Source organism: Clostridium sp. Marseille-P2415, from assembly GCF_900155545.1.
GTDB lineage: Bacteria > Bacillota > Clostridia > Lachnospirales > Lachnospiraceae > Lacrimispora.
In genome coordinates this window covers 945,371-963,645 of sequence record NZ_LT732525.1, presented here as the reverse complement: position 1 = coordinate 963,645, position 18,275 = coordinate 945,371, and the positions used below count along the sequence as shown (strand labels likewise).

6 protein-coding genes are annotated in these 18,275 nt (G+C 45.1%); 5 read left to right on the top strand and 1 reads right to left on the bottom strand.

All coding sequences use genetic code 11. The features are described 5' to 3' along the window. Window positions 1-84: 84 nt before the first annotated feature. From BQ9856_RS04525 to BQ9856_RS04510, 4 genes are read left to right on the top strand one after another with little or no spacing between them, the layout of a single operon-like run. Window positions 85-14,085 carry a SpaA isopeptide-forming pilin-related protein gene (locus BQ9856_RS04525; protein ID WP_235839115.1) on the top strand — a complete coding sequence of 4,667 codons (14,001 nt, stop codon included), beginning with the start codon at window positions 85-87 and terminating at the stop codon, window positions 14,083-14,085. 4 nt (window positions 14,086-14,089) lie between these two features. Continuing rightward, window positions 14,090-14,815 carry a class B sortase gene (locus BQ9856_RS04520; RefSeq protein ID WP_159441942.1) on the top strand — a complete coding sequence of 242 codons (726 nt, stop codon included), beginning with the start codon at window positions 14,090-14,092 and terminating at the stop codon, window positions 14,813-14,815. A 38-nt stretch (window positions 14,816-14,853) separates the two neighbouring features. Continuing rightward, window positions 14,854-15,837 (top strand): Gfo/Idh/MocA family protein, encoded by a 984-nt coding sequence (locus tag BQ9856_RS04515; RefSeq protein ID WP_077609904.1) that lies wholly within the window; start codon window positions 14,854-14,856, stop codon window positions 15,835-15,837. A gap of 12 nt (window positions 15,838-15,849) precedes the next feature. Beyond that, window positions 15,850-17,172 carry an MATE family efflux transporter gene (locus BQ9856_RS04510; protein WP_077609903.1) on the top strand — a complete coding sequence of 441 codons (1,323 nt, stop codon included), beginning with the start codon at window positions 15,850-15,852 and terminating at the stop codon, window positions 17,170-17,172. Window positions 17,173-17,189: 17 nt separating this feature from the next. Here BQ9856_RS04510 and BQ9856_RS04505 read toward each other — a convergent pair whose 3' ends face one another. Beyond that, window positions 17,190-17,726 carry a glucan-binding protein gene (locus tag BQ9856_RS04505; RefSeq protein WP_077609902.1) on the bottom strand — a complete coding sequence of 179 codons (537 nt, stop codon included), beginning with the start codon at window positions 17,724-17,726 and terminating at the stop codon, window positions 17,190-17,192. Window positions 17,727-17,951: 225 nt separating this feature from the next. Between BQ9856_RS04505 and BQ9856_RS04500 the strand changes: the two genes are divergently transcribed. Beyond that, the coding region (locus BQ9856_RS04500) for a Clp protease N-terminal domain-containing protein (protein WP_328587228.1) at window positions 17,952-18,275 on the top strand (324 nt) is incomplete at its 3' end.

Sequence of the window (18,275 nt, the reverse complement as noted above, 5' to 3'; positions counted from 1 at the left end):
ATTTAATAAATCCTTTTATTAAAGACTATCGGTTAATTCATAATCGGTGGTCTTTTTTTGTTGCAAAATAGAGGATAGAAAAGAATGAAAAAACTGTTGCAAAAGATTAAGTTAAAGAGAAAGACAGCTGGGGTCATGGCTGTAATACTAGCAACCATGGCATTTTTGCCATACGTTCCGGAAACCATGGTTTCCTTTGCAGACTATGCACAGCTTATTGAAGCAGTATCATTACCTTCCTGGGATGCTAATAGATATGAAGTAGACAATTATAACAACTATACGCCTACAGGATTGATGTATGAAAATAAGGTGTTTCACTTAGGAGAACCTGTAAAAGAAGGAAATTTTCCAGCAGGAGCCAAACAATATCTAGTGGAAAACAAACAGCATAGTAAAGGTGATTTTAATGAGTTTGATAAGACATTTATCTACTGTGTACAAGGACATGAAAGAAATACCATGATTCATTTAGGAAGCCAGGCTTTCTTCGAAAAATACTGGACTCCAACAAATAGACCGAAAGAATTCCCCAAAGATATCGGTAATGAGGAAATAGAGAAATTTAACTTCTTAATGAACGTGTATGGCAGCTACATGGGAAAAAACGACAGCATAGAAGCTTGTAATGATGCCAATGCTGGAACAGCAAAGTACATTGTTGCTTCTGTCATTAACTGGATTGCAGCGGATGATTGTGCTTTTACTGGTACCGATCTTAAAACTGATTTAGGAATTTTTCAAAATAGTGATAATTATAAGGTGGTAGTAAAACAAATGAATCCCAATGCGGTAGGGGACCGATCCGTTTACAATCAGCTATCCAGTACTCAAATTCCAGAAGAATACAAGGCAAAAGGATGTACGAACTGGGCAGAGTGGATGTTTGGACAAGTATGGGATGCAGCAAACATTACAAAAGAACTTGATTCGGATGCGGAAGAAACCGTTTATTATGCCAAAACAGACCTTTCCTCTGATACCTATACCATTACCGTCCCATATCCAAATACAGCCGTAAAAGATTATTATCAGAGATTCTCAGCTAAAGATCTTTATGGAGACTGGACTTATAACGGCCCAACCGAAGCTGGTCTTGTGTTTTCTTCTCAATCTGGGGAAGTTCCAACTGATGGAAAGGGAATCGGAGTTCTTTACTGGGCTAATCCTGGTCAAGATGGATTGGAGCTGGCAAAAGATATCGGCTCTGCCCAGCTTGCAACTTTTAAGTTTTATACAAAGGTTCCTGAAGATTTTACGAATACATTATATGCTTTTGACATATCTCAGACCTACTTTGCCGCCAAGCTTAACAAAGACTTAGAAATTTATGTCCGTCCCGGAACTCCACCAAACAGAGTGAAACGCTATAAGCATACGGAAGCCTTTGGAGCCAATTATAATATATCTCTTTCTGACTTTGATTCCGAAACTGGAAAACCACTGGCTGGTTCCCGTTGGGACATTTTAGAAAAGTTTGATGATTCCCAACTTGATGATACAGATCTTGATCTTGATGATCCAGGAAGATACTCTTCTAACCTTGGTTCCCTAACAGGAGCTTCATGGGAGGATGATGTGGATAGTGATGAGGATCGGATTTCTACGAATTATAGCGGAGATACTGAACTGAATGATTCGGAAGCCAACCATTTTAATCAGGGGAATTCCTCTGGTTCCCAGTTTAAGCGCTGGAGTGATCCGGACCGTGATGCCTGTTCTGCAGATGAACATATCACCAATGAAAATGGGGAACTTTACTACGTGGATTCTTTGGGGAAGATAGTAAATAAGAAAGCTCATTCCGATGCCAGAAGCTATAAGTATGAAAAGGGCTACTGTTCTGGCCATCCGGCACCTGTGATTGAGTATGAAGAAGTTCCAGAACCGGAGTATGACGAAGAAACCGGAGAGCAAACCAATGAGGGTGATATCGAAGCGGTGGAACAGCGGAACCAGGCGCTTCATGATACCAAATGGGCCGAGTGGTTGGCCGGAGTACAGGAGTGTGAGCGGTTAGTAGAAAAAGGCGGCTTCTTCCATGCCATTGATCCAACCGGAAGGACGCAAAAGGAAGCCCTAGAAAAGGACCGGGATCAGTTTTACAAGGATTTCATTTCCTTAACCTATGAATATTCTGCTAAAGAAACCACTCCGGCCCCAGGTTATGCCCTTCATGGAAACCATCCGGATGATATTCCGGTGGAATGGAGAACAGTAACATCAAGTGAATATAAAAGCTATCAGTCTTCCGGCATGGATCACTCCGGAAGTTCGGAAGATGGACCGGACATGGAAGTGGATTCGATATCTTCTGATTCGTCCCTGGTACAGCAAACGGCCCCAATCTCCAAACAGCAGCTTCTTATGGGATTTGGTGCATTAGATAAAGTGAAGTTACTAGATCAGAAGGAATTTATTTCATCAAACGATAAATCAGAAGAGGAAGCATCAGTAGAACATGGTACGGAGGCTCCACCTGAAGCCAATACCGAGACCCAATCGAAAACGGAACCGGAGACAGAAGAGGAAACACTGACAGAAACAGAAGCAGAAATCCCGGCAGAGACAGGAGCGGAGGCACTGGCAGAGACAGAAGCGGAGGTACCGGCAGAGACAGAAGCTGAGGCACCACCAGAAACAGTAAGTGAGGAACCATTAGAAACCATTTCGGAGACACAGGTTATGGAACTTCCAAAGCCTGTAAAAAAGCAAAAGGCAACCGCTTCCCAGATAGAAGCTATCAACGGTGCAATCACCTTTACCGGCTTTTTTGAAGGAATCAAGAACAGCTTTCAGTTTGTGGCGAACAAGGCAAAAACCCTTTTCCGCTTATCGGATGACGATGGGAAAAGAGGATCATCATCACTTTCATCTCTTCCAGAATCCAAGGAAATAAGCCGGGTATCTCCCTTAAATTCATCCATATTGGACTGGACCTTTATCGTTTATGATCATCGGGTAGAGGGGGATATCCATATTAACAAGAAAGATATAAACCTAAAAGCGGGAGAATCAGGAAATTATGATTCTTATGGTGATACCCAGGGAGATGGAAGCTTAGAGGGAGACGTTTTCGGACTGTTTGCAGCCACTGATATCTCTCACCCGGATGGACATTCCGGTGTTGTCTTTCAAAAGGATGACCTGGTTTCCGTAGCCACTACAGACCGGAATGGCAAGGCCAGTTTCCTAACCATTACCCAGGCACCGGGACATACCTTTAATTATCAGACCGGAGCCATTGAGAAGACACCTGGAGGCTTTTTGGACCGTGCCCCCACCAATCTTTATTCTGCCATGGGAAAGGCTATCGGAAAAGAATCGGACATGGAACGGTTTGAGGGCCATACTTCCAATGGAGACAGCATTTCCCTGACTGACAGCCGAAGTGAAACGGACTCTGGATATCAAAAATTATCATCTAACCAGGGAATGGACGGAACCGGAGAGAGCAGCCATTCCTACTCCATAGAGAACAATGAGGCATTAAACGGAAACGCCTGGATCGGCCGGCCGCTTATCGTCAATGGGGACGGAACCCAGTACTACATCAAGGAGCTGACTCGTTCGGAAGGATATGAGCTTTCTGTTTATGGAAAGGATGCAGCCTTAACCAACCGGGAGGCATTTGAAGCCGGAGGAAATCCATCGGCAGAAGGAACTGTTTCAGCCGGGAGCCTGGAAGTGGACAAATTAAAAAAGAGCAATGCATTTATGATAAACAGCAGTGGAACCACCAATGGGTACCAGATCTACGCCCAAGGCATTCCAGAGGGAGCTATCTTCTATGTGACCAAAAGCCAGGTGGTGGAAGATCCAAAGGGAACCCATACGGAGTATGTATCCAGAGAAGAAACCGCCCTGGCAGAAGAAGCCGGAGCCAGAGTCATCATAAATGGTTCCAGCGTGGAAGCAAAAGCTGGGGATAGAGTAACGCTTCCCAATGGGGAAAGCGCCGTAGTGAGCCAGGTTTCTGATCCGGAGTATGATTACACCTCAGTCCGCCCGGATAATGCTCTCCGTTATACCATTCCTACCTTTGAGGATAAGAAAAACACAGAAGATTTGATGGAAGATGCCAATGCAGCACTGAAAAAGGCTTCCTTTAAAGATCCGGATGAGGGTGCGCCCTGGATCTTGATTTCCCTAGTGGGAAATACCTTTGAGGAACAGGCAAAGAGCCTGTATGAAGGAATGGAAGAAGCCGGGCTTTCTGTCTTTAACTGCTTACGAGTGCAGGAGGTAACCGATGGAAAAGCGGTGATCCGCTACTCCTACCGGGTAGGAAATTCTGTATCCTCCGGTGTTTACGATGAAGTAAATAAATTGACTTATATAAAAAAATCTCTGGATTACAAAATCAATGGAACTGAGGTTTATGGCTATATCTATATTCCATACACCCTGGATCAGCTAGCTGATTATAAAGAAAACGGAAACGGATTTCTTACTTTTGCCAAAGTAAAGGCAGGAGAGCTGTCAAAGAAACAGGCAGTATTCCCGGATGATCTATCTGCAATTACGATCAAGGAAAGTCCGGAACGGACTTACTGGGTATACAGTCAGGGAGAACCGATCCGGAATAACGATGGTAGCATCAAAAAGGTCATGGTGGAGGAAGAAATCCAGGTGGCTCCGGGTTATGAGTTAAAGGATATTGATACACCGGTGACCGCAGCCTATGACGGAACGGGATACGCCATAGAGGCCTCCGGAAGCGAGGGAACGGAAACAATACAATACCGCATCAAGTATAACAAGGAGCTGATGGAAGGGACTTATACATCTCCCCAGGACTATGCAGAGTATTATGGAAATATTTCTGTTACACCAAAGATGGCCAGTGCCGGAAGTTACATAGAAACGGTGACGCTCCGGTATGACCGGACCCGGATTGATTCTGACGGTGGGACCAGACAGATCCCGGTTTCCTTGGTAGGACGGCCCATTATGCAGAAGGTAAAGATTACAAAGGATATATCGGTAAAGGACGATGGAACCTATGAAAATAATAATTATGCAAACGCTGGTTGGAAGGATAAGTATACCGAACATGGAGGAGGAACAGAAAATAACGCAAAATATATAAAGAATTTCCGCTTTAAAGCTTATTTAAAATCCAACTTAGAGCGGCTTTACCGGGCAGAAGATGGAAGCATTCTCTGGCAGGACCGGAATGGAAATCCGGTGGATATCAAAGCCTACCGGGAGGCATTCCCGGAAAAGGTGCAAAAGGTTTATACCAACGTAGACCACCAGACAGATCCGCTCTTTAAGGATTCCAATAAAGCAGCCATTGCAAACACGGAGCTTTACGGTTCTTCAAACGGTCTAATTAATGCAGAACAGAATAACGGTTATACGGCAGTCCTGGAAAAAACGACCCAAACAATCAAAGATGATGAAGGAAAGGAGATATCAGTCAGCCGTTACAACTATGAAAAGTTCTTTGATGCCATAAAAGTGGCCAATGAAGATCAGTGGGAGCGGACAGACAATGGCAGCACGTCCTTTAAACCGTTTGCCTGGATTAAAAAACTCCAGTTTGGAACCGATGGAGGCGAAAAGCAGTATCCTGCAATCCATAACAATCCAGATATGAAAAACAATATTAACACCTCTCCAGAAGCTGAAAGTAACTCCCAGCGTTCGGATCATGTCCGCCAGTTTGCAATTACCTGGTACTTGGATGATGAAGTAGCAAAGCTGGTAAAGAACAATCTGGCTGGAGAAACGAAAAGTGCTGTAGGAAGTGAACCGTATTCGAATGAAATTTATGATAAGGCTTTGGCTGAAGCCATCAAAAAAGCAGAGAATTATTTAAAACCCTTCTTCAGCTATGACCTTGATGAAATCTATTCTATTCCCTGGGACAGCGAAGCAGAGGGCGGAAAAGACAAAGACACAACGACACTAAGCGCCGACCTGGAAGATGCGGAGGCGAAGTACTGTTATGGAGTTTCAGAATATCTCCCATACGGAACCTATGTAGTCGTGGAACAGCAGTCCTTTAACAAAGACTTAGGAGATCTTTTCAATAAGCACTACAAAACAGATGCTCCGAAGGAAATTGAACTTCCGGCTGTTTATGAGGGAGGGAAAACCGGATCAGACAAAACACCGGAGGAGCTGGCCAGCTATTATCGTTATAACGCAGCAGATAACGTTTCCCAGCTTTCTTCCAAATACCACATCCGATTTAATGAGGAATGGCCGGGAGAGAGTGAAGAGGACAAGCGAACGTATGTGATCCGGGCACACAGCCGGTTAGGGGATTACGAGATTTACCCTTATGGTCTGGACCTTCAGGCAATTTCTGGTTCTGCTCCTGGTGATCCTTCCGGAAAAGGACATTTTACCATCACGCAGGAGAGGAATGATCCGGAAAAAGATTACTACAATACCATGATTGATCCGGCGGAAGAAGGAGGGAATTCTAATAGCCATTACCTGGCCGATGATGGCAATGCCGGAAAGAAAGCCCCTAACGGTGCCGACTATGAAACCAATGGCGTGGAAAAAATATACCACTATGGTTCCATATCAGAAGATAAGCAGATCTATGATCAGGTCGTATTTCCAGGAGTAACAGGAGAAGTCTATCAGGATCATGTGACCGCCATAGAGGGGATACAGACTGCTTATGATGGCAAATATGCCTCTATGCTGGTTCCCTGGACCGTTACGGAGCCAACAGATGAAGTAACTGATACCAAACAGAATGAAAATGGTACGTCAAGTTATAAAGGGTATGGTTATAGGAAATTTACCAATACCTTCTATACAAGCCGGTTGAGAATCGAAAAGCTGGATTCCGAGACTGGAGAAAATATCTTACATGACGGTGCTTTGTTTGCCCTATATGCCGCTTCCAGAGAGGACGGAGAGACGACAGATGGCCTGGTAAAGTTCTATGAAACAGACACCCGGATCAAAGGCTCCAAGGAGTTTCTGACAGCTATGGGAGCGGAAAAGATCAGTAAGATTGGGGACACATGGACTGGTATCGTCCCGGCAGGGACCCCGATCTGTGAGGAATCGAAACAAGTGATTCTTGCCGATCAGGAAGGAAGAAAAACCGGACAGTTTGAAGCCTTTACCACTACAAGAGACGGACTCCAGGCAAAGGAAGAGGATGAGACAAGTACTGCCAATCAGGATCAAAACACCGGATATCTTGTTACACCGCGGCCCCTTGGAGCAGGAACCTATGTCCTATGTGAGATCAAGCCACCAGCTGGCTATGTGAGAACAAAACCGGTAGCCCTTGAGATTTATTCTGATAAGACCACCTATTACCTGGACGGAAACCGGGATGAGAGGGTTGCCGCAGCTATTTATGAGAATCAAAGTAAAAATGGAACCATTAAAGAAGATACCGCAAGGATCTATGTAGCAAACACTCCGATCCGCTTAGAGGTATCAAAAATCAAGGATTCCGCTCAGACCGTTACCTACCGGACCGATACGAGAGTGGAAGGAACAGAACTGGAATTAAAGAAAAAGTACGGAACGGAAAACCTGGAATTTGCCTACAAGAACGGAACCTATTTAGGCTATGCCTGGTATAAGGGAACCATTGAATCTCTTCAGGCCAGAAAAGATGCCGGCGAAGATGTGGAACTGGTATATATTGACAGCGTGTTTGCCGGTTACGGCCTGATATCCAGACCCTTGGATACCTCTGATGATCAAAACCGCTACGTGGCCGGGGCGCAGATGACCCTTTATGATGCCATAGAGATCAAAGAAAATGGGGACAGCGGAGATTATGGATATGACGGCGTGGAAGTGACCAGAGACCGGAACAATAACGTCCAGTCCATGAAGGTATTAAAAGGCTACGCCGGAAGAACCGTAGAGTTTATCCGGAAAGAGGATTCGGAAGAAAGCCTTGCAGGAGGAACAGAAGAGGGAACCTGGACCTATGAAACCATAGACCGGGAAGATACAGATATCCTGTTTTACTCCCTTGGAAACCTGAAGGCAACAGAAGCCGGAACTGATGGGAAGCTGTACGGCTATGACCGGGAAGGAAATAAGGTACAGGTAAAAAATCAGGAATCTATCTACGTATTGAAAGCCGGTCAGCCAGTCTTTGAGCTGACCGGAGGGGATTTAACTGCGGTGAAGTATTCAGCAGCGGATAAAACCTTTTCTCTAAGCTATGGAACTGTCATGTACCATTTGGACAGTGACGGGAATAGGGATGCGTATGTCAATCCAACAACAGGTATGGCGTACACGAAAGACGGAGAAAAACTTCTGGTATGGCCGGTGAAGATTTCCCGGACAGAGAACGGGGCGGTCATTGCCAGGGAGAAGATCAAAACATGGAGAATCGCTTCCTTCAATGCCGATACCGATCAGGAATACATCACAGGAACTTATGACGGGAACAGTCTGGTTAAAAGCATGAATCCTGTTCTGAATGGGCATGGCCTTCCGGAGTATTACCAAAGATCGGTTGAAACCTATAAAAAGGGGAACCCGGTCTATGACATTGACGGGGATTATGTCCGATACAAATACGATGACCTTCTTCCAGCGTATAACAATGCTGCCTATAAAATCAATGATAAGGCCGGCATGGGGGAGATCGGGAATAAGGAGGATACCACAGACGATAAAAAACTCTATCACCGCCAGGGTGAAGCCTGGATCATGGAAAACACCTGGATCACCGGAGAGAAATATCCCAATGATCCGTTTAAAGGGGATAGACCCGAGGGGCCGACCCTGACGGTGGGGCAGGCCGATATGTTAAAACGTGTCATTCCCGGAACCTACATTATAGAGGAGGCCAAGGCTCCATCAGGCTACACAAAGGGCTTTCCGGAAGGAATTACTGTTACCGAAACAACGGAAGTCCAGAAGGCCGGAATGGAAGATGAAAAAATCAAGATAGAAATTGTAAAAACCGATGCACCGGATCAGTACCGGATTAATGTAATCAGTGACTATCAGGAAGGTCTTTTACCCGGTGAAGCGGGGCACGGTGCAGTCACAGAACCGAAGGGAGCCTACAGTTACAGCCAGGTATCCGGAACTCACCTGTTACTCTATAAGGCAAAACGTATTTATACCACAGACAGCGAAAATTATCCGAAAGGATATTATCTGGTGAAAGCAGAGACTACCCCGGCACAGTGGAAGGTAGAAAACTCCACTGATAATACGCCGGTGACTGTTACTGCTGACTGGATCACAGACGGGACCCCGAAATACTTTGAAGGGATCCCTGCAGGAGACTATATCCTGGAGGAATCGGAAGCAGCAGGTGGTTATGTCCGTTCTTCCATGGAATTAACGATAAAGGCAGCCGGTTATGTTCAGACCATCAACGTAAAAAATGATCATACCAAGCTGGAAATCTATAAATACTATCAGAACAGTAAGGGAAACAGGGTGCAGCTGCCCAATGACCATGCTGCCGGTCTGGCTCTTTATGAAGCGAAAACAGACCAAAACGGAAACATCATAACGGAAAGAGGTATCCCGGTATACGATGAAACAAAAATGATGGATACATGGACTACCGATGATCTGACCGAATATACGGAAAAAACCGAAAAAAGCGCTGGCTTTATCGACCGCATTAAGAATTTTTTAGGTTTGTCAGAAAACCAGTCCGGCTTTATCACGGACTTTGAAGCGGCCTATCGGGAGAAGGGGGAGGATTTTACTTCCATCACCTGGTACACAAAGGCTGGAGAACGGACGGCGGAGCGGATAGAGAGCCTGCGGACTGAGAAAGGAGAAGGGACAGTCCAGACCTGGACCACCGATGCCGGAAAAACAATCCGGATCACCATTTATCGTAATGTCCAGAATGGTTCCCTTGACAGCGAGGGAAAGCTGCCCCTTCATTTTGAATATCAGTTCAATTACAAAGAGAATGGAGGAATTAAAAGCTATGACACCTTAGAAGGAATGCACCGGATTGATTATTTACCTCTAAATTCAGAAAAAGACGGGAAGAAGATAGGTAATTATGTCCTGGTGGAAGAAAAGGTCCCGGCTGGATTTGAAACAGCAGACCCAAAAGCAATCGTTATAACAGAAACTGGGGACGTGCAGCGTGTAAGCTTTGAAAATGAAGAAAAATACATCAATATCCAGAAAGTAGTTACGGATGGAACAAATGAATATGCCGTAGAGGGTGCTAAACTAGCCCTTTATCGGGCAGATGAAGCCGGAAATTTTGTGGAAGATGAAACCCACCTCATTGAAACATGGAGTTCCGGATCAGATGGAAGATATACGGAAGAGGATAAATTTAACGGAAACATTCCGGAAGGACTGGCCGTGGGAGATTTAAAACCCCACCGTATTGATAAGACCGCTTATGGTACCTATTATATCGCAGAGTTAGAAGCCCCACCTTATATGCAAAAGGCCGATCCGGTAAAAATCACCGTAGGAGCTGAAAAAGTCCCGTTTTATAAGATAATAAATACTCCAACCGTTGGAAAACTGGAAATAAAAAAGAAAGCTTCCGACGCAGGGGAAGGGCTGGAAAACGCCAGGTTTAAAATAACCAATCAGGACACCGGGGATATCTGGTACATGACAACCGGCTCCGATGGAAAAGCGGACTTAAATCATCTTCCCGTAGGTGCGGTGCAGACAGACGGAACCATAAAACCTTATACCTATACCATAGAAGAAATTTCCCCACCGGACCTATACCGGATTTCCGGAGGGATAAGCAAGTTCCGGTTTGACGGGACGGAAAGCGGAAAAGAAGTTCTTTCTGCTTATGAGGTTTTAAACGACCCAACAGAGATTCATTTCAGAAAGACAAACTTTGATACCGGCATGGCCGTGGAAGGTGCAGAAATAGCCGTATATGAGGCGGTGGTCATTGATGGAAAGTATCAAAAACAAGGGAAAGCCATTGAAACCGTTCTATCAGGTTCAGACGGCTTTACTTTGACAAAGAAGCTGTCAGCAGACCGGGTCTACATCGTGGAAGAATTGAAAGCTCCGGCCGGATATACTCTTTCAAAGCCGGTGATCTTTACCGTAAACAGAGCCGGTACCGGAATCCGCAATGTTTCAAACGACTTTAACGTCATAAAAATGGCAAGTGACGCCCAAGGGGCGGACCCTGACGGTGCCATAGAAGCTATGACCGTAACCGGAAGGGTGCCGGTAAAGGTATTTACCGTATTAAAAGATCTAGACACAGGAACTGAGCTTCCGCCCTTTGTTGGAACGGGAAGCGGCCGGACAGTAACAGAGGAGGACGGTATCACAAACGGCCATTTATATGAAATCACTGAGTATACCGGATATTCCGATGGCAGGACGGAAAAGTCATTTAAGGAAACAAAGCGGATCTATTTCAATGAAAACGGATCTTACACCATTCCATCCAGAACGTACCTTGAAACCAGGCAGGAGCTGACGGATGCAGTGGGAAACGTCCTTGCAAGCTGGACCGTCAATGAGGATGATCACGATCATACGATTACAAATCCGGTCACAAGAGAAATACCTATTGCCCGGGTAACCGGAACTATCGGAACGGATCATAGTGCAGTTAAAAAGAACAGCGTCATAAAGTACACCATTACCTATACCAATCCATACGACTATCCGGCAGATGTCCGGGTAAAAGCGGTTCTTGGTGAAGGGCTGGAATATTTAAGATCTGCGGCTTACGGCACGGAGTTAAACGGAGTCGTGACCTGGAATCTTACCGATGTGGCGGCCCATGAAAGCGGTACAGTGGATGTTGTGGCAGTCGCGGCCGGAGAGGAGGGAACGCAGACAAAAGCACATTTTGAAACAAAAGTGTATGCGGTAACAAAACGTACTTCTCTTACGAACCCCATTGTCCAGGATGGCTCTATTACCATCATAAGCAAGCTGACCGGAACAGGAAAGGAACTGTCAGATGAATTTACGTTCCATGTGAGGCTTACGGACCGGAATGGGCACATCTTGACCGGATACCAGGCATACAGCGGTTCCTCTGAAGGACGGATCAAAGGTGAGGGGAACATTGTCATTACCGGTGACGGGTATCTTACCTTCGCCGGGCTGCCTTACGGAACTAAATATGAGATCACTCAGGAACCGAAAGATGGCTACGACAGCGTGCCCCTCTCCACCGGGCAGACAGGAAGCGGTACGATAACAGGGGAGATATCAAAAAACTTCCGGAGTGCGGTATTTAAAAACAACCGGAATGATGAAACGATCCGGGAAATTCTGACGGCAGGAGGAAGCTACCGGCTTATTGAAACCACAGCCTACAGTGACGGAAATAACCTTATAAGCGGAGTATACCGCTTCCAGCTAAACGTTTCCGGAATGGTTGATAATGTGGACATGGAGGACCGTCCGGTACGCCTGTATTTTTCAAAGATAGATAGAGATTCAGAGAAGGAATTGGAGGGAGGCCGTTACAGCCTTATCGATGCAGAGACAGGGAAAAATATCTACGAATTTACGAAAAAAGAAGGAAAGGAGGTATTAATCCCGCCGGAATTCATTACCCCTGGAAAGGAGTATCTTTTCCGGGAAGAGCTTCCGCCGGCAGGCTGCTCTTTTGAAAAAGAGATCCGTTTTATAGCAGAAGAGAGCGGCATACGGTCAACCATCATCATGCAGGATAAAAAGACGGAGGCAGGGATTTTAAAGGTGGATGCTGAAACAGGGGAATATTTAAAAGGAGGACGGTTCTCGATCAGAGAAAAGGAAACAGGAGATCTTATAACATCCTTTACTGCGGAAGGAAAAACGGTCGTTTTAAAAGGGATCCTGATTGCAGGAAGAACCTATGAGCTAATAGAAGAAGAACCGCCAGCCGGGTATGCCTGCAGCCAGAACGTTGTTTTCACGGTTCCGGAAGAGCCTGAACCCATCAGTGTTACCATGACGGATAAGAAAACGGAGATTTTGGTTGAGAAGCTGGACCATTCCCTTACAGAAACATCTCAACCAGAAGGGGCCCGCCGGTTGGCCGGATGTGTGCTTGAAGTCTTAAATGAGAATAAAAGCCCTGCAAAAGCCTTGCGGGATGGCAATGGCTTTGAAGCCGGTGATGATCTAATCTTTACGACGGGAAATCAGTTTAAGGAGCTGAAAGGCCAGCTGGCAGCGGGAGAAAACTACTGGCTCCATGAGATCCGTCCTGCTGATGGATATGCATATGCAGAAGATATCCCCTTTACAGTCAGTTTAAACGGTAACAGGGGTGTTGTAGTTATGAAAGATGATCCAACCCATGTGATACTGTCCAAAAAAGCCATGACAGGCCATGACGAATTACCTGGAAACCAATTGAGCATAACAGATAAAGCCGGTAATCCGGTTGAGAAGTGGACCTCCACGGATCAGCCTCATCAAATTACCGCCAAGCTAAAGGCCGGAGAACAATATTATTTTTGTGAGGAAAGGCCCAGGCCCGGATATGCCTGTTCCGATGCTGTTCGGTTTACTGTGAGCAGAGATGGAAGCACTGATGTGGTTGAAATGAGAAATAATACCACAAAAGTAAGAATTCGCAAGGTGGATTCGGAAGGAAGGCTGGTGGAAGGGGCAATTCTCAGGATTTTGGATGAAGGAGGGAATATTGCCATACAGGATTTTGAAACAAATGATAAAATAATTGAGATAGATGGAATTTTAGAGGCCGGTAGAACGTATTTCCTGCACGAAGTAAAAGCGCCGGACGGTTATCTTCCTGCAGCTGATAGAAAATTTATTGTTCCAAAAGGTGCAAAACAGTTGGATGTCATTATGACGGATTTAAAAAAGCATAAATCAGGAGAAGGAGAGCCAGAGCCTGTGCCGAAACCGGAATCAAATGTTCCAAAAGAGCCTCAAAAAATGGGAACGATTACAGCTCGTTACGGGAAGAACCAGCTTGATCCGGTATGGCTGGAATCAGCATATGGAAAAGAAACCGGAAGGCATGGAGAAAAAACAGGAGACAGGACTCCTGCCGGCTTCTGGATTTCAGGTATGGCTCTCTGTTTTTTGGGATTTCTTTTAACCATAAGAGGAGGGAAACGAAAAAGGAGAAGATATGGTAGAATCCGGGATAAAAACAAGTTGGAAAAGTAATACAATGAAATACTTCCTGTCTGTTTTTTGGCTGGCAGGGTTTTTAGGATTCAGTCTGCAGCTATTTCAACGGGTTCTTGAGTACAGGGAGGGAAAACTGGAGTATAGAGAGCTTAACCGTGTTTTGTCGGGATTACAGACGGAAGAGAGTGGAAAGACATTTGATGATAATAAGGAAATACCGGAAGCATATTTATGGAAGCTAAATCCCGATTACATATGCTGGCTTTGTATACCGGGCACATCTGTCAACTATCCGGTAGCAAGAAGTACCCGGCCGGGTTATTATTTGAACCATACCTTTCAGGGAAATGTAAACTCCTGTGGCAGCTTGTTTGTCCAGGAAGAAGGAGGGGAACTGAATAAAGAAAATACGGTTATTTTCGGTCATAATATGAAGGACGGAACCATGTTTGCTGACTTAAAAAATTACAGTGGCAGGGATTTTTATAAAAGCCATAAAATGATTCGAATTTATTACGAGAGGAGGTGGCAGGAAGGGATCATCTTTTCCTGCCAGCTTAAGGAAGAGGAGGAGATGCAGTGTTATCAAACAGAATTCTCCAATGCAAAAGAAAAACAGGAATTTATAGATAATATGAAAGAAGCTTCCCTCTATTACATTCCGGTAAGTCCGTCAGTGAATAACCCGATCATTACATTGTCAACCTGTTATGGGCGTTCCAAAAGAATGATTGTACAGGCTGTTTTGATGTGTTATACTGAATAAATAGAAATGTTTGGTATAAATGTGTGGAGGTCTGAGATATGGAGCCGTTAAAAATTGGGATCATGGGAACTGGCAGAATTGCATCGTTATTGGCAAACACGATGATACGGATGCCACAGGTAAATCTGTATGGGACTGCTTCCAGAAGTCTGGAGAAAGCAGAAGAATTTGCAGCTCGTTTTTCCATAAAAAAGGCTTATGGAACCTATGAGGAGCTTACAAAGGATCCGGAAATTCAATTAATTTATATTGCTACCCCTCATTCAGAGCATTACAGCAACGCGAAACTGTGCCTGGAACAGGGGAAGCATGTTCTTTGCGAGAAATCATTTGCCGCAAACTTTACTCAGGCTGAGGAGATGATTGCCCTGGCAGAGAAAAAGAACCTTATGATCACGGAAGCCATGTGGGTGCGTTATATGCCTATGGCTGAAACGCTAAAAAGCGTTCTGGAATCCGGCATGATCGGGGAGCCAATGACTCTTACGGCGAATCTTTGCTATCTGGTGTCTGAAAAGCCACGCCTAGTAAAGCCTGAACTGGCAGGAGGAGCTCTTTTGGATGTAGGAGTCTATACCCTTAACTTCGCCTCTCTTGTTTTCGGCGATGACATTTCGGATATTCAATCCAGTGTGATTAAAACGGATACAGGAGTGGATGCACAAAACAGCATTACCCTGTGTTATCCGGGGGGTAAAATGGCCATACTTAACAGTTCCCTTCGGGTGCTGTCCGACAGGCAGGGGATTGTTTACGGAACTAAAGGGTTCCTTGTCGTTGAGAATGTTAATAATTTTGAGTCCATCCGGGTTTATGATACCAATCGGCAGCTGGTTGAAACCCATATCAGGCCGGAACAGATTTCAGGATATGAGTACCAGATCGAAGCCAGTGCAGAAGCAATCAGAAATGGCTGGACCGAGTGTCAGCAGATGCCGCATAAGACAACGCTGAACATAATGAAGGTTATGGATGAGTTAAGGCGGCAGTGGGGAATACGTTATCCATTTGAGAGACAATAAAGAGGACCCGATATGTTTACGAAAAAAGATTTACTAAAGCTGCTTGCCCCATTAATTGTGGAACAAATATTAGCCGTTCTGGTAGGAATGGTGGATGTCGTGATGGTAGCTGCTGTTGGAGAGGCTGCTGTATCCGGAGTTTCTCTGGTGGATTCCATCAGTATTTTGATTATACAGATCCTGGCGGCGCTGGCCACAGGCGGCGCCGTTATATCGGCCCAGTATCTTGGAAAAAAGCAATCAGAGAATGCCTGCAGGGCAGCAGGCCAGCTCATTGGAGTCACCACCGTATTATCGGTGGCGGTTACATTTGCAGCTCTGGTGGGGAACCGTTATCTGCTAAGTACCATTTTTGGTAAAGTGGAGCCTGCAGTAATGGATGATGCCTTAATTTATTTCCGGATCACAGCCCTGTCTTACCCGTTTATAGCAGTTTATAATTCCTGTGCGGCCTTATTCCGGTCCATGGGGAACTCCAAGGTATCCATGGCAGTATCACTGGTGATGAATTCCATTAATATTGTAGGAAATGCAATCTGCGTGTTCGGCTTGCATATGGGAGTGTCCGGTGTGGCATATCCTACGCTGTTAAGCCGGCTGGTCGCCGCAATTATGATGCTGTATCTGATCCAGAATCCGGGTAATACCGTCAGAATAAACCGGTTGGAGGAATTGAGGCCAAACCTTAAAATGATAAAAAATATTCTTTCCATCGGCATTCCCAATGGATTAGAGAGCGGTATGTTCCAATTCGGAAAAATTGCGCTGCAGAGCCTGGTCTCGTCTTTGGGTACGGCGGCTATTGCCAGTTATGCGGTAGCTTCCAACCTGGTGACGCTTCTTTATCTGCCAGGCAATGCCATTGGTCTGGGGCTCATTACTATTGTGGGTCAGTGTGTGGGAGCAGGAGAGAAAAAACAGGCAAAGCGGTACACCAGGCTTTTGGTCGGTGTTAACTATGGAATTCTTCTTTTGCTCTGTACTGTCATGGTAGTATTTTCAGACCGGCTTGTTTCTGTCTACAATCTGTCGGGAGAGGCGGCTGGGATATCCGCCCGAATGATAGTAGCACATAGTTACGCCATGATCGTATGGCCATTTGCCTTTACGGTCCCCTATGCGCTGAGAGCATCCATGGATGCAAAATTCACGATGGCAGTGTCGGTGTTTTCCATGTGGCTGTTTCGTATTGCATTCGCTTATTTTTTCGTACATATTATGGACGCAGGCGTGATGGGTGTCTGGTACGGCATGTTTATTGACTGGATTTTCCGTGCAATTGTATTTGTATGGAGATTTCATGGAATTGAAAAAAGGGCAGTGTCTGTTTCTTAAAACGGCACTGCCTTTTTTTACCGCAGTTCATTCATACGCCCGTTTAAATCCACATATGCGTCATCAATGATACGGTTTGTAGCCATAAGTCCGAGTATTCCATTAAAATCTGGGTTAAAATAGTACCAGAAACCGTCAATTTTATGCCAGCCGGTTACCATGATTCCGTTCTGATTTGTATAAAACCAACCGCCATAAGAGGGATCGTTGATCCAGCCGGTTACCATGGAGCCTTCCTGCTTTCCTTTGCAGGGATTAAAATAATACCAGCGGTTGCTGAGAAAAAGCCAGCCGGCAGCCATATACCCATTATCCATAAAATAATAAGAATTGCCCTGATATTCCGCCCATTGCCCGGCAGGGGAGGTAGAATTCCATTGATTGAAGAACCGCCAGCCATTCTCGTCCTGCTGCCAGATGCCGGTTAAGTAGACAGACTCATCTTTTGTGTGGGCCAGGCTGGTGATGCTTCCGGTTCCTGCGGATTGAAACAGGAAAATGGCGGCAATTGCTGCGGCAGAGCGCGCCCGGATACAACGCGGAAAATTTATCATGAAAACGGCCACCTCCTGAAAGTAACGATTATAAAATATTTGTTTCGATTATACGTGATGCCGGAAGAAAAAACAATGTGTGAAAGAGAACTGTAAGATTTTCGTTTAAATTCCTTCTGATTTTGTATGAATTTAACTTGACACACGACTTTGTATTTGTTATATTACACATAGAACAAATGAAACAATGATCGTACATAGCAAAGAAAAAAGGAGGGTACTATCATGAACATTAATAAATTTACGCAAAAGTCTGTAGAAGCCGTCCAGAACTGCGAAAAGCTTGCATATGAATATGGGAATCAGCAGATTGAGCAGGAGCACATGCTTTACAGCCTTCTTACCATTGAAGACAGCCTGATTTTAAAGCTGATTACCAAGATGAATATACAAAAGGAGCAATTCTTCCATGAAACGGCCCGGTCCATAGAAAAACTGCCTAAGGTAAGCGGGGGACATCTTTACATCAGCAATGATTTAAATAAGGTTTTAATCAGTGCCGAGGATGAAGCGAAGGCTATGGGGGATGAATACGTTTCGGTAGAGCAC